Source organism: Streptomyces sp. NPDC056169 (genome assembly GCF_042268445.1).
Lineage (GTDB): Bacteria > Actinomycetota > Actinomycetes > Streptomycetales > Streptomycetaceae > Streptomyces.
In genome coordinates, this window is sequence record NZ_JBHJUO010000015.1 from 234,280 (window position 1) to 247,868 (window position 13,589).

The following is a 13,589-nucleotide window of genomic DNA, read 5'->3' on the forward strand; positions in this document are numbered from 1 at the left end:
GCTTCTTCGTGCTGCGGACAGCGGTCGCGGGGAGGCTCAGGCCTCCTCGTCGTCCGCCTTCTGCTCGGGGGTCTCCAGACCGAACTGCTCGACGACCCACTTGTCGAACTCGATGGAGGCGCGGACCCAGCTGACCGTGGAGGACACGAAGTGCTCCAGGGCGACGCCGGTGCCGATCAGCATCTGGGCCTCACCGATGAGACGGAGGGTGGCGGAGCCGTCCTCCTCCTCGTGCAGGTGCGTGTAGACCTTGGGCCACAGGGTGCGGCGGTTCCAGTCGTCGATCGCGTCGAGGACCCTCGCGCGGTCGTCGGCCGAGTGCGGGCGGTCGTAGAACGTCCGCACCGAGAAGACCTGCTGCTCGTCCTCGCCGCGGAACATGAAGTACGTGCGGAATTCCTCCCACGGCGCCGCGAGGTCACCCTCGTCGTCGATGACGTACTTCAGCTCCATCTGCTCGAGGAGCTGCTTGACGAGGTCCTGGTCGGGGACGACGGGGCCCGCCGGTCCTGCGGCCTGAGGCTGGGGCTGGCCCCCGAAATTCGGAATCGAGGACGGGTCGATGCTCACCGTGAATTTCCCTTCGTACGGATGCTCGCCATCCTCCCCCATGTCGGGCGGTTCATGGGAGCCCCACCAGCCGCGATCCGCTGCGGGCTGACAAGAACCTCGCCCTTCGCCCCTCTCGTCACCGGGCCGGGCCGACGATCAGACCGTCCTCGAAGCAGTCCACGCGGACCGTGTCGCCGTCGACGACCTCGCCCGCGAGGATCTCCTTCGCGAGCCGGTCGCCGATCGCCGTCTGGATCAGACGGCGCAGCGGCCGGGCTCCGTACGCGGGGTCGTTGCCCTCCTCGGCGAGCCACTCCAGGGCCTCCGGGGTGACCTCCAGGGTGAGCCGCCGGTCGGCGAGCCGCTTCGCGAGCCGGTCGATCTGGAGCCGTGCGATCCGGCCCAGCTCGGCCCGGTCCAGCGCCGAGAAGACGACGAGGTCGTCGAGGCGGTTGAGGAACTCGGGCTTGAAGCTGGCCCTGACGACGTCCAGGACCTGCTGCTTCTTCACGTCCGCCGAGGTCAGCGGGTCGACGAGGTACTGGCTGCCCAGGTTCGACGTGAGGATCAGGATGGTGTTGCGGAAGTCGACGGTCCGGCCCTGGCCGTCGGTGAGGCGGCCGTCGTCGAGGACCTGGAGCAGGACGTCGAAGACCTCCGGGTGCGCCTTCTCGACCTCGTCGAGCAGGACCACGCTGTACGGGCGGCGGCGGACCGCCTCCGTGAGCTGGCCGCCCTCCTCGTAGCCGACGTAGCCGGGGGGCGCGCCGACGAGCCGGGCGACGGAGTGCTTCTCGCCGTACTCCGACATGTCGATGCGGATCATGGCCCGCTCGTCGTCGAAGAGGAAGTCGGCGAGGGCCTTCGCCAGCTCGGTCTTGCCGACGCCCGTGGGGCCGAGGAAGAGGAACGAGCCCGTGGGGCGGTCGGGGTCGGCGATGCCCGCGCGGGTGCGGCGCACGGCGTCGGAGACGGCCTGCACGGCCTCGGACTGGCCGATGAGCCGCCTGCCGAGCTCGTCCTCCATGCGGAGCAGCTTCTGCGTCTCGCCCTCCAGGAGACGGCCGGCGGGGATGCCGGTCCAGGCGCCGACGACGTCCGCGATGTCGTCCGGGCCGACCTCCTCCTTGACCATGGTGTCCTTGGACGACTCCTGCTGGGCCTCGGCCTCGCTCGCCTCCGCCAGCTCCCGCTCCAGGTTCGGGATCTCCCCGTACAGCAGCTTGGAGGCGGTGTCGAAGTCGCCGTCGCGCTGGGCGCGCTCGGCCCGGCCCCGGGTCTCGTCGAGCCGTTCCTTCAGCTCGCCGACCCGGTTGAGGGACTGCTTCTCCTTCTCCCAGCGGGCGGTGAGACCGCGCAGCTCCTCCTCGCGGTCGGCGAGGTCGCGCCGCAGCTTCTCCAGGCGCTGCTTGCTCGCCGCGTCCGTCTCGTTCTTCAGCGCCAGCTCCTCCATGCGGAGCCGGTCGACCGAGCGCTGGAGCTCGTCGATCTCGACGGGCGAGGAGTCGATCTCCATGCGGAGCCGGGAGGCCGCCTCGTCGACGAGGTCGATGGCCTTGTCGGGGAGGAAGCGCGAGGTGATGTACCGGTCGGAGAGGGTCGCGGCGGCGACCAGCGCGGAGTCGTTGATCTGCACCTTGTGGTGCGCCTCGTACCGGCCCTTGAGGCCGCGGAGGATCGCGATGGTGTCCTCGACCGTCGGCTCGGCGACGAGGACCTGCTGGAAGCGGCGCTCCAGGGCGGGGTCCTTCTCGATGCGCTCGCGGTACTCGTCGAGGGTGGTCGCGCCGACCATCCGCAGCTCGCCGCGGGCCAGCATGGGCTTGAGCATGTTGCCCGCGTCCATGGCGGAGTCGCCGCCGGCGCCCGCGCCGACGACCGTGTGCAGCTCGTCGATGAAGGTGATGATCTGGCCGTCGCTGGCCTTGATCTCGGAGAGGACGGTCTTCAGCCGCTCCTCGAACTCGCCGCGGTACTTGGCTCCGGCGACCATCGCGCCGAGGTCGAGCGAGACGAGCCGCTTGTTCTTCAGCGACTCGGGTACGTCGCCCTTCACGATCCGCTGGGCGAGGCCCTCGACGACGGCGGTCTTGCCGACGCCGGGCTCACCGATGAGGACCGGATTGTTCTTGGTGCGGCGGGACAGCACCTGCACCACGCGCCGGATCTCGTGGTCCCGGCCGATGACCGGGTCCAGCTTGCCCTCGCGCGCGGCGGCCGTGAAGTCCGTGCCGAACTTCTCCAGCGCCTTGTACTGCCCTTCCGGGTCGGGTGTGGTCACCCGGCGTCCTCCCCTGCTCTTCTCGAAGGCGTCCAGCAGCTTCGCTGCGCTCGCGCCCTGCCGGTCGAGGATCTCACCGGCCTGGCCGCCCTTGGCGGCGATCCCGATGAGCAGGTGTTCGGTGGAGAGGAAGTCGTCGCCGAGCTCCTTGGCCTGCCGGTCGGCGTCGGCGATGACCGCGAGGAACTCGCGGTTGGGCTGCGGGGGCGCGACCGTGGACCCCGTGATGCTCGGCTGGGCGGCGATCAGCCGCTCCGCGCCGGAGCGCACGACCGCCTGGTCGGCCTCGACGGCGGCGAGCAGGTCGGTGATGTTCTCGTTGTCCTGACCCGCCAGCAGGGCCAGGAGCAAGTGCGCCGGGATGAGATCCGGGTTCCCCGCGGACACGGCGCGGCTCGTGGCCGCGTTGATCGCGTCCCGGCTCCGGTTGGTCAGTTCGACGTCCACGTGCGGTGCTCCTCCTTGGTGTACGTACGGCTATGCGTCTCCTATGACTCATCCAGCGTACACAAAGTTGAGTCCAATCCACTCAAGCTTTCGGAGGGAGTTCTCCCCCGGGTAGTTTCCGGGGCATGGCCACAGACCCGAGGAACCCTTCCGACTCGTACCTCAGCTTCTGGCGCGAGTACCACATGTGCACCCTGACGACCCCGCGCGCGGACGGCACCCCGCACGTGGTGGCGGTCGGCGTCACGTACGACCCCGAGGGCGGCTACGCCCGGGTGATCACCAACAAGAACAGCCGGAAGGTCGCCAACGTGCTGGCGGCGGGCGCGGACGGCGCGCGCGTGGCGGTCTGCCAGGTCGACAAGGGGCGCTGGGCCACCCTGGAGGGCATCGCCCGCGTCCGTACGGAGACCGAGGTCGTCGCGGACGCCGTCGGCCGGTACGCCGAGCGGTACGGCCGCACGCCGGCCCCGAACCCGGACCGGGTCGTCATCGAGATCGCCCTCACACGGGCGATGGGCCGCGCCTGAGAAGGGGCCGCGCCCGGAAGGGGCCGCGCCCGAGAGTGTGCGGGCGCAGCACAGCGGCGCCATCGCGTTTCAGGTCCGCGATGGCGCCGCTGTGTGGGGGAAGTGCCTGAGCGATCTACAACGACGGGGGAATCGCTCAAGCACTGCGGGGGGTGGCGGTGATGGTCTCGGGTTCGATCAGCTGGTGGTCCCGCTGGTCGAGGTTGACGAAGATCATGCCGTACCGAATGGCACAGCGGATGGGCTGCGGGGCACCGCGGGGACGGCGGAGACAGCGGTAAGCACGGACGTCCTCGTCCTGCTCGCGTGCCACGACGATCGGTTCTCCGAAGAGGGTGACCTTCAGCGCGTCGCCACGGTGGGGGATGGCCGTGGCGAGATCGACGAAGTGCCAGCCGGACCGATAGGCCGAAGCCATCTCCCGGCGGAACCTGGGGTCATCGGGTACGTTCATGCGTCCGTCTAATTCCAGCCGGGGTCCTGCGCGGGGGCCACGCTCCAGCCCGGGTCGCCGACCAGGTGCCAGCCCGGGTCCAGCGGAGCGGCCTGTACCTCGGCCGGCGCCGTGTGCCAGCCGGGGTCCTGGGTCACTCCCACGGCGCCCACTGCGGCCGCCGCGATGAAGGCGACACCGGCCACCGTGCGTATGAGCTTCTTCATCATCACCGAGCAACCTCACTTGAAGGCAACGTCTCTTTACCAACCCCCGCGAGTAAGACGATGGCTTACTCTCTGCACCTGCACCACCAAACCCAGGCATCATGTTCCTGAGATGCAGGAGCCTGGGGGTGTACATATGCGGAAAGAAGCGGACGAAACAGGTCACCCGCATTCGTATGCCGAACTCTGCAAAGCCGGCTCCGAGCTGTACGCGGCCGCCCTGCGGACCGGACGAATAGCCCGGTCAGAGACCTTGGAGGCCCCCTGCCTCCTCGATCTCTCGCTCCTCCACCCCGACCCGGACGACGCCCAGTGGCTGCGCCCGGTTCCCCCCTCGGCCGCCCTCGCCCAGCTCCTCCAGCCGATCGAACGGGAAATACTCGACCGCCGCCGGCGCACCGTCGCCCTCTCGGACGCTTTCGAGCCGTTCATGGCCATCAGCGCCCACGACACCCCCACCACGCACGCCATCACCGTCCTCGAGGGCATCGACCGCATCAACTCGACCCTCGACCGCGTCGTCGCCAACTGCCGCCACGAACTGCTCACCGTCCAGCCCGGCGGCGGACGCCCCGCACAGGCCCTCAGCGAAGCCCTCGACCGCGTCTCGCCGCTCCTCGGCCGCGGCATCAGCATGCGCACCCTCTACCAGCACACGGCCCGCCACACCGAGCTCACCCTGACCTACCTGGAGCACGTCGGCCCCGAGGTCCAGGTGCGCACGCTGGAAGAGATCATCGACCGGCTGATCATCGTCGACCGCGAGGTCGCCTTCGTCCCGGCCCGCAGCGACCGCCAGGTCGCCCTGGAACTGCGCCACCCCGGCCTGGTCGCCTACCTCGGCGGCGTCTTCGACCAGTTCTGGCAGCTCGCGGTGCCGATCCGCGAGGAGATCCCGTACGACATCAAGACCGACGGCATCGGCGGCGTCCAGCGCTCCATCGCCAAGCTCCTCGTCGAGGGCCACGTCGACGAGGCCATCGCCCGCCGCCTCGGCATGAACGTCCGGACCTGCCGCGCCCACATCGCCAAACTCGCCGCCGCCCTCGGCAGCGGCAGCCGCGCCCAGCTCGGCTATCTCATCGCCCAGTCCGGCATCCTCGAACGGGACAACTGACCAGCGTGTACGTACAGATCGACCTCGACGGACCCGCGGGCACGCTCCGCGTCTCCGGCCACGGGCTGCCGACCGTGGAGCTCGTCCGGGCCCCGGGGACCGACCCCGACCCCCACATCCCCATCGGGACCCGCAAGCCCGCCCTGCTCACGCTCACCGTGGACGGCGAACCGGCCGCCATCCGGCCCGCGCGCGGGCGGCTCCTGCGGTCCTCCTACCGGGTCGACGTACGGACCGACGGGGTCCGCTACCGGCTCGTGCCCTGCGGGTACGACGACAGCCGGCTCACCCGCGACGGACGCCGCGTCGGCACCCTCCTCTGCTCGGGCGACGGCAGGGTCGTCGACACGTGGGAGGACGACCCCACCCCGCGCGACCGGGCCCTCGGCACGGCCCTCGCCGCCGCGTTCGGCACGGGCGCCTCGCCGTGGTGGGAGACCGTCGGCGACATCGTGGGCGAGCTGATCCCCTGACGTACCGGCATACGACGAGGCCCCCTCCACCGTCGTGGAGGGGGCCCCGTCGTACGGGCTGTGAGAGCTATTCCCCGCGCTTCGGACGCCAGACCACCAGCGCGCTCGCCTGCTGCACGTCCTGGTACGGCACCAGGTCGCGCCGGTACGAGGCGTGCACCTGGGCCTCGCGCTGCCGCATCGCCGCCGCCGCGCCGTCGACCGCGGCCGACAGCTCGGCGATCCGGCTCTGCAGCGCCGCGACCTGGTTCTCCAGTTCGATGATCCGCTTGATGCCCGCGAGGTTGATGCCCTCGTCCTGCGACAGCTGCTGCACCTGACGGAGCAGCTCGATGTCACGGGCCGAGTAGCGCCGGCCGCGGCCCGCCGTACGGTCCGGGGAGACCAGACCGAGACGGTCGTACTGCCGCAGGGTCTGCGGGTGCAGACCGGAGAGCTGGGCCGCCACCGAGATGACGTACACCGGCGACTCGTCGGTCAGTTCGTACGGATTGCGTCGGCGCCCGTCCACGGGGTCACGCTCCCTTCGCGGCCTGGAACAGCTCCGCCCGGGGGTCCTCGGAGGCGGTCGCCTCGCGGAAGGTCTCCAGGGCCTCACGTGCCTTGTCGTCCAGCTCCTTGGGCACCGCGACCTCCACCGTGACGAGCAGGTCGCCGCGGGTGCCGTCCTTGCGGACCGCGCCCTTGCCACGGGCGCGCATGGTCCGGCCGTTCGGCGTGCCGGCGGGCAGCTTGAGCGTGACCGCGGGGCCGCCGAGGGTCGGCACCTTGATCTCGCCGCCGAGCGCCGCCTCCGTGAAGGAGACCGGCACCGTGACGGTGAGGTTGTCGTCCTTGCGGCCGAAGACCGCGTGGTCGTCGACGTGCACGACGACGTACAGGTCGCCGTTCTGCCCGCCGCGCTCGCCCGGCGCGCCCTTGCCCCGCAGCCGGATCCGCTGCCCGTCGGAGACACCCGACGGGATGCGGACCTGCATGGTGCGGGAGGACTTGGCCCGCCCGCTGCCCTTGCAGACGTCGCAGGGGTTCTCGGCGATGAGGCCGCGACCCTTGCAGTCGACGCACGGGTCGGTGAGGGAGAACCCGCCGCCGCTGCCGCGCGAGACCTGTCCGGTGCCGACGCAGGTCGGGCACACGCGGGGCGTGCCGTTCTTGTCGCCGGTGCCCGAGCACGCCGTGCACGGCTGCTGGCTGGACATCCGCAGCGGTACGGTCGCGCCCTCGACGGCCTCGATGAAGCTGAGCGTCACCTCGGACTCGATGTCCTGGCCGCGGCGCGGCTGGGTACGCGTACCCGTGCCCGCCCCGCGGTTGAACAGGCCGCCGAAGACATCCCCGATGCCGCCACCGCCGCCGAAGCCACCGGCTCCGCCGGGGCCGCCCTGGGCGCCTCCGAAGAGGTCGCCCAGGTCGAAGTTGAACGAGCCGCCGCCGCCCGGGCCGCCGGCCCGGAAGCCGCCGTTCCCGAAGAGGGCGCGCGCCTCGTCGTACTCCTTGCGCTTCTTGGGGTCGCCGAGGATGTCGTTGGCCTCGGAGATCTCCTTGAAGCGCTCCTCGGCCTTGGTGTCGCCCTTGTTGGCGTCCGGGTGGTTCTCGCGGGCGAGCTTCCGGTACGCCTTCTTGATCTCGGCCTCGGTGGCGTCCTTGGGGACGCCGAGAACCTTGTAGTAGTCCTTCTCGACGAAGTCCTTCGTGCTCATCGACGTCCCTCCTTCCGGACGATCATTGCGTCACCCCTCTTCGGGGGCACCGCTCTCCTCGTCGGCCTTCTCTTCCTTGGTGCCGGGCGTGGCGCCCGGCTGGGGCTCGGCCACCGCGACCCGGGCGGGCCTGATGGTCCGCTCGCCGATCCGGTACCCAGGCTGCAGGATCGCCACGCACGTCGTCTCGGTGACGTCCGGCGCGTACGAGTGCATCAGGGCCTCGTGGATCGTCGGGTCGAAGGGCTCGCCCTCCTTGCCGAACTGCTGCAGACCCATCTTGGCGACGACGGTCTCCAGCGATTCGGCCACCGACTTGAACCCGCCCAGGAGCTCGCCGTGGTCCCGGGCCCTGCCGACGTCGTCGAGGACGGGCAGGAGCTCGGACAGGAGCGTCGCAACGGCGATCTCCTTGACCGTGACCCGGTCCCGCTCCACGCGGCGGCGGTAGTTCTGGTATTCGGCCTGGAGCCGCTGGAGGTCCGCGGTGCGCTCGTCGAGCGCGGAACGGACCTGGTCCAGCTGGGCGGTGAGGCCCGCGGTACCGGCCGACTTCTGGCTGCTTGCGTCCCCGGCCGGGGCCGCCTTCTCCTCCGTGGAGGAGTCGGCGGCCTCGGCGGCGTCGTCAGGGGTGGCGCCGGAGGGGACGTCGGACTTCTCCTCGAAGCCCGGGGTCTCCTCGGTCACGCCTGACCGCCCTTCTTGGGCTCGTCGTCGATGATCTCGGCGTCGACGACGTCGTCGTCGGCCTGCGCCTGGCCGGCACCGGCGTCGCCCGCGGCCTGCGCGCCCTGCGCGTCGGCGTAGAGGGCCTGGCCGAGCTTCTGCGAGACGGCAGCGACCTTCTCGGTGGCGGTGCGGATCTCGGCGGTGTCCTCGCCCTTGAGCTTCTCCTTCAGCTCGACGAGCGCGGCCTCGACCTCGGCCTTGACGTCACCGGGGACCTTGTCCTCGTTGTCCTTGAGGAACTTCTCCGTCTGGTAGACGAGCTGCTCGCCCTGGTTGCGGGACTCGGCGGCCTCGCGGCGACGGTGGTCCTCGTCCGCGTACTGCTCGGCCTCCTGGCGCATGCGGTCGACCTCGTCCTTGGCGAGCGAGGAGCCGCCGGTGACGGTCATCTTCTGCTCCTTGCCCGTGCCGAGGTCCTTCGCGGTCACGTGCATGATGCCGTTGGCGTCGATGTCGAAGGCGACCTCGATCTGCGGGACGCCACGCGGCGCCGGCGGCAGACCGGTCAGCTCGAACATGCCGAGCTTCTTGTTGTACGCCGCGATCTCGCGCTCGCCCTGGTAGACCTGGATCTGCACGGACGGCTGGTTGTCCTCGGCCGTCGTGAAGATCTCGGACCGCTTGGTCGGGATCGTGGTGTTGCGCTCGATGAGCTTGGTCATGATCCCTCCCTTGGTCTCGATGCCGAGGGACAGCGGGGTCACGTCGAGGAGCAGGACGTCCTTGACCTCACCCTTGAGGACACCGGCCTGGAGCGCGGCGCCGATGGCGACGACCTCGTCCGGGTTGACGCCCTTGTTGGCGTCCTGACCGCCGGTCAGCTCCTTGACGAGCTCGGCGACGGCCGGCATACGGGTCGAACCACCGACGAGAACGACGTGGTCGATCTCGCGGAGCTCGATGCCCGCGTCCTTGATGACGTTGTGGAACGGCACCTTGCAGCGGTCGAGCAGGTCCGAGGTGAGCTGCTGGAACTGGGCGCGCGTGAGCTTCTCGTCCAGGTGCAGCGGGCCCTCGGCGGAGGCCGTGATGTAGGGCAGGTTGATCGAGGTCTCCGTCGAGGACGAGAGCTCGATCTTCGCCTTCTCGGCGGCCTCGCGCAGACGCTGGAGCGCCATCTTGTCCTTGGCGAGGTCCACGCCGTGGCCGTTCTGGAACTGCGTCACCAGGTAGTCGACGACGCGCTGGTCCCAGTCGTCACCACCGAGGTGGTTGTCACCGTTGGTGGCCTTCACCTCGACGACGCCGTCGCCGATCTCCAGGAGGGACACGTCGAAGGTGCCGCCACCGAGGTCGAAGACGAGGATCGTCTGGTCGTCCTTGTCGAGGCCGTAGGCCAGGGCGGCCGCGGTCGGCTCGTTGACGATGCGCAGGACGTTGAGGCCCGCGATCTCACCGGCCTCCTTGGTGGCCTGGCGCTCGGAGTCGTTGAAGTACGCCGGGACGGTGATGACCGCGTCGACGACCTTCTCGCCCAGGTACGCCTCGGCGTCACGCTTGAGCTTCTGCAGGATGAAGGCGCTCATCTGCTGCGGGTTGAAGTTCTTGCCGTCGATCTCGATCTTCCAGTCAGTGCCCATGTGGCGCTTGACCGACCGGATGGTCCTGTCGACGTTGGTGACGGCCTGACGCTTGGCCACCTCGCCGACGAGCACCTCGCCGTTCTTCGCGAAGGCGACGACGGACGGCGTGGTCCGGGCACCCTCGGCGTTGGTGATGACGGTGGGCTCGCCGCCTTCCAGAACGCTGACGACCGAGTTGGTCGTGCCCAGGTCGATGCCGACCGCACGTGCCATGTCAATTCCTCCAGCTGACGTACTTGAGTGGATCTGACTCAAGGATGCACGAGACCCCGCGATGCGTCAACAGACCTGAGTGGGAGTGACTCAACTCTTCGCCCGGTCGGCCGCTCAAAGAGGGCCCGGAAGGAGGCGGAAGAGGAGAGCGAGCGCGTCGATCCCGCCCCTCGCGGGGTGCTGCGTGAGAGAGTCCGGATGCTCCTTGCCGGGCAAAGCAGGCATATCCCACGAATATCCCATGATTCTCATCGGCTCACTCGGAAGGGTGTAGGGGATGACGGCCAAGCGCACCTTCGACGTCCTGGGCGGGCTCGCCCTCCTCGCCGTCCTCTCCCCCGTCCTCGCCGCCGTCGCCCTCTCGGTCGCGCTCGGCGGGACGACGCCCGGCCGCGGCATCCTGCGCCGCCGGACGGTGGCCGGGCTGGACGGCCGCGCCTTCACGATGCTGACCTTCCGGACGAGGAGCCCGCTGGCCGCGCTGCCCCTGCTCCTGCACGTCGTCGCGGGCCGGATGTCGCTGGTCGGGCCGTGCCCGCTGGCCCCGACCCACCGCGAGTGCACGGGCGAGGCCCGCCGCCGGCTCTCCGTACGCCCCGGACTCACCGGACCGTGGCAGATCAGCGGGCGCTCGGAGCTTCCGTGGGAGGAGCGCGAGCTGCTCGATCTCCACTATGTGGACCACCACTGGCTGGGAATGGACCTCGGCATCCTGGCGCGTACGCTTCCAGCAGTCCGCAGGCGTCGCTCGGCAAGGTTCGCCTGAGCGACACAGATCACCGTGAGTGCCGCTACAGCGCGGGGCCGTGACCCGGTAATCTCAGCACGGACTCAATAAGTTACCGCTTAGTAGGCTCGCGAGTCAGCAGGCACGCGAGGCCCGCCCGAGGAGCCCCTCATGCAACTCGCCGCGATCGTCGTGTCGATCGTCATCACGGTGGTGGCCGTCGCGCTGTTCGGCCGTGCCACCGTGCAGATCTACCGCTTCGTACGGCTCGGCCAGCCGGTCCCCGCGGGCACGCGCACCGGCGACCCCACACAGCGCACCCTCACGCTGGTCAAGGAATTCCTCGGCCACACCCGGATGAACCGCTGGGGCATCGTCGGCGTCGCGCACTGGTTCGTCGCGGTGGGCTTCTTCTCGCTGCTCCTGACGATCGTCAACGCCTTCGGCCAGCTGTTCCAGGCCGACTGGCTGATCCCGATCATCGGTGACTGGCTGCCGTACGAGATCTTCACCGAGTTCCTCGGTCTGATGACGGTCCTCGGCATCGTGACCCTCATCGTGATCCGGCAGCTGAGCAAGCCGACCAAGGCGGGCCGCAAGTCCCGCTTCACCGGCTCCAAGACCGGCCAGGCGTACTTCGTCGAGGCCGTCATCCTGATCGTCGGCGTCTGCATCATGACGCTGCGCGCCCTCGAAGGCGTCCAGCACCACGTGACGAGCTGGGAGCCCGGCTTCTTCGCCTCGTACCCGCTGATCGCGCTCCTCGACGGCCTGGACCTGAGCACGATCCAGTACCTGACCTACTTCTTCGCGTGCCTCAAGATCGTCACGTCGTTCACCTGGATGATCGTCGTCTCGCTGAACACCAACATGGGTGTCGCCTGGCACCGCTTCCTCGGCTTCCCGAACATCTGGTTCAAGCGGAACTCCGACGGCTCCACGGCCCTCGGCGCGCTCCAGCCGATGACGACCGCCGGCAAGGAGATCGACTGGGAGGACCCGGCCGAGGACGCCGTCTTCGGCGTCTCCCAGGTCGAGCAGTTCTCCTGGAAGGGCATCCTCGACTTCTCCACCTGCACCGAGTGCGGCCGCTGCCAGTCGCAGTGCCCCGCCTGGAACACCGGCAAGCCGCTCTCCCCCAAGCTCCTCATCATGTCGCTGCGCGACCACGCGCACGCCAAGGCCCCCTACCTCCTCGCCGGCGGCGGCAAGGACATGGAGGGCAACGAGAAGGCGACGCCGGAGCAGCTCAAGGACGTCCCCGCCTCCGCCATCGCCGAGGCCGAGCGCCCCCTCATCGGCACCGCCGAGGAGAACGGCGTCATCGACCCGGACGTCCTGTGGTCCTGCACCACCTGCGGCGCCTGCGTCGAGCAGTGCCCGGTCGACATCGAGCACATCGACCACATCGTCGACATGCGCCGCTACCAGGTGATGATCGAGTCCGCGTTCCCGTCCGAGGCGGGCACGATGCTCAAGAACCTGGAGAAGAAGGGCAACCCCTGGGGCCTCGCCAAGAAGGCCCGCGTCGAGTGGACCAAGGAGGTCGACTTCGAGGTCCCGATCGTCGGCAAGGACGTCGAGGACCTCTCGGAGTACGACTACCTCTACTGGGTCGGCTGCGCCGGCGCCCTGGAGGACCGGGCCAAGAAGACCACCAAGGCCTTCGCCGAGCTGCTCAACATCGCGGGCGTCAAGTTCGCGATCATGGGCGGCGACGAGAAGTGCACCGGTGACTCCCCCCGCCGCCTCGGCAACGAGCCGCTGTTCCAGCAGCTCGCGCAGGAGAACGTCGCCATGCTGAACATGGCGTTCGGCGAGGACGACGACGACCCGGAGACGAAGAAGCCGAAGTCGGCGAAGCGGATCGTCTCCACCTGCCCGCACTGCTTCAACACCATCGCCAACGAGTACCCGCAGCTCGGCGGCGAGTACGAGGTCATCCACCACACCCAGCTGCTCCAGCACCTCATCGACGAGGGCAAGCTGGTCCCGGTGACCCCGGTCGAGGGCCTCATCACCTACCACGACCCCTGCTACCTGGGCCGTCACAACAAGGTCTACACGCCGCCGCGCGAGATCATGTCCGCCGTCCCCGGCCTGCGCCAGCAGGAGATGCACCGCCACAAGGAGCGCGGCTTCTGCTGCGGCGCCGGCGGTGCCCGGATGTGGATGGAGGAGCGCATCGGCAAGCGCATCAACACCGAGCGCGTCGACGAGGCCCTGTCCCTCAACCCGGACATCGTCTCCACCGCCTGCCCCTTCTGCCTCGTCATGCTGACGGACTCCGTCAACGGCAAGAAGAACGAGGGCAAGGCGAAGGAGACCCTCCAGGTCGTGGACGTGGCCCAGCTGCTCCTCGACTCGGTGAAGACCCCGGCGGACCCGGAGCCGGAGCCGGAGACCGCTCCGGAGCCGGAGCCGGCCGCCTAGGGTCCGCCGGAAAGGCCCTGGAGGTCCGTACGTGAGAGAGGGGCGGCCCCCCGGGGCGCGGGGGGGGCCGGGCGCGGGAGCCGCGGGGCCGCCGCGGGGGCCGGGCCACCCGGGGGCGGGGGGGGGGGTAGGGCCCCCCAGACC

At 69.7% G+C, this 13,589-nt stretch carries 13 protein-coding genes; 5 read left to right on the plus strand and 8 right to left on the minus strand.

The genetic code is table 11. From position 1 onward, the window contains the following. Positions 1–36: 36 nt before the first annotated feature. Both ACFC0G_RS25930 and clpB read right to left on the minus strand, forming a co-directional pair. Positions 37–570, minus strand: a complete 534-nt coding sequence (locus tag ACFC0G_RS25930; protein WP_376407187.1) for a YbjN domain-containing protein — start codon at positions 568–570, stop codon at positions 37–39. A gap of 118 nt (positions 571–688) precedes the next feature. Continuing rightward, positions 689–3,280: an ATP-dependent chaperone ClpB gene (gene clpB, locus ACFC0G_RS25935; RefSeq protein WP_376407189.1), complete on the minus strand. Its 2,592-nt coding sequence runs from the start codon at positions 3,278–3,280 to the stop codon at positions 689–691. Between the two features lie 125 nt (positions 3,281–3,405). Here clpB and ACFC0G_RS25940 point away from each other — a divergent pair, with 125 nt between their 5' ends. Beyond that, positions 3,406–3,810, plus strand: a complete 405-nt coding sequence (locus tag ACFC0G_RS25940) for a pyridoxamine 5'-phosphate oxidase family protein (RefSeq protein WP_376407191.1) — start codon at positions 3,406–3,408, stop codon at positions 3,808–3,810. A gap of 136 nt (positions 3,811–3,946) precedes the next feature. Here ACFC0G_RS25940 and ACFC0G_RS25945 read toward each other — a convergent pair whose 3' ends face one another. Together ACFC0G_RS25945 and ACFC0G_RS25950 are read right to left on the minus strand one after the other, a co-directional pair. Further along, positions 3,947–4,264, minus strand: coding sequence for a hypothetical protein (locus tag ACFC0G_RS25945; protein WP_056653193.1), 318 nt, complete (start codon positions 4,262–4,264; stop codon positions 3,947–3,949). An 8-nt stretch (positions 4,265–4,272) separates the two neighbouring features. Further along, positions 4,273–4,470 carry a hypothetical protein gene (locus ACFC0G_RS25950; RefSeq protein WP_376407193.1) on the minus strand — a complete coding sequence of 66 codons (198 nt, stop codon included), beginning with the start codon at positions 4,468–4,470 and terminating at the stop codon, positions 4,273–4,275. Between the two features lie 136 nt (positions 4,471–4,606). On the opposite strand from ACFC0G_RS25950, the gene ACFC0G_RS25955 reads away from it, so the two are divergent. Together ACFC0G_RS25955 and ACFC0G_RS25960 are read left to right on the plus strand one after the other, a co-directional pair. Further along, the gene (locus tag ACFC0G_RS25955) at positions 4,607–5,587 is read left to right on the plus strand and encodes a helix-turn-helix transcriptional regulator (protein WP_376407195.1); all 981 of its coding nucleotides are present in this window, start codon (positions 4,607–4,609) and stop codon (positions 5,585–5,587) included. Positions 5,588–5,592: 5 nt separating this feature from the next. Further along, positions 5,593–6,060 (plus strand): hypothetical protein, encoded by a 468-nt coding sequence (locus ACFC0G_RS25960; RefSeq protein ID WP_376407197.1) that lies wholly within the window; start codon positions 5,593–5,595, stop codon positions 6,058–6,060. A gap of 67 nt (positions 6,061–6,127) precedes the next feature. Here ACFC0G_RS25960 and ACFC0G_RS25965 read toward each other — a convergent pair whose 3' ends face one another. From ACFC0G_RS25965 to dnaK, 4 genes are read right to left on the minus strand one after another with little or no spacing between them, the layout of a single operon-like run. Next, on the minus strand, positions 6,128–6,571 hold the full coding sequence (locus tag ACFC0G_RS25965; RefSeq protein ID WP_015034631.1) for a heat shock protein transcriptional repressor HspR: 444 nt from the start codon (positions 6,569–6,571) through the stop codon (positions 6,128–6,130). Between the two features lie 4 nt (positions 6,572–6,575). After that, complete coding sequence (gene dnaJ / locus ACFC0G_RS25970) at positions 6,576–7,760, minus strand: molecular chaperone DnaJ (protein WP_376407200.1); 1,185 nt, start codon at positions 7,758–7,760, stop codon at positions 6,576–6,578. A 30-nt stretch (positions 7,761–7,790) separates the two neighbouring features. After that, positions 7,791–8,447, minus strand: a complete 657-nt coding sequence (gene grpE, locus ACFC0G_RS25975; RefSeq protein ID WP_376407202.1) for a nucleotide exchange factor GrpE — start codon at positions 8,445–8,447, stop codon at positions 7,791–7,793. Continuing rightward, a complete protein-coding gene (gene dnaK, locus ACFC0G_RS25980) occupies positions 8,444–10,285 on the minus strand; it encodes a molecular chaperone DnaK (RefSeq protein WP_376407204.1) in 1,842 nt (613 codons plus the stop codon). Before dnaK ends, grpE begins: the two co-directional genes overlap by 4 nt. A gap of 277 nt (positions 10,286–10,562) precedes the next feature. On the opposite strand from dnaK, the gene ACFC0G_RS25985 reads away from it, so the two are divergent. Continuing rightward, the gene (locus tag ACFC0G_RS25985; protein ID WP_376407206.1) at positions 10,563–11,051 is read left to right on the plus strand and encodes a sugar transferase; all 489 of its coding nucleotides are present in this window, start codon (positions 10,563–10,565) and stop codon (positions 11,049–11,051) included. A 132-nt stretch (positions 11,052–11,183) separates the two neighbouring features. Next, positions 11,184–13,445 carry a (Fe-S)-binding protein gene (locus tag ACFC0G_RS25990; RefSeq protein ID WP_376407208.1) on the plus strand — a complete coding sequence of 754 codons (2,262 nt, stop codon included), beginning with the start codon at positions 11,184–11,186 and terminating at the stop codon, positions 13,443–13,445. Positions 13,446–13,589 lie beyond the last annotated feature (144 nt).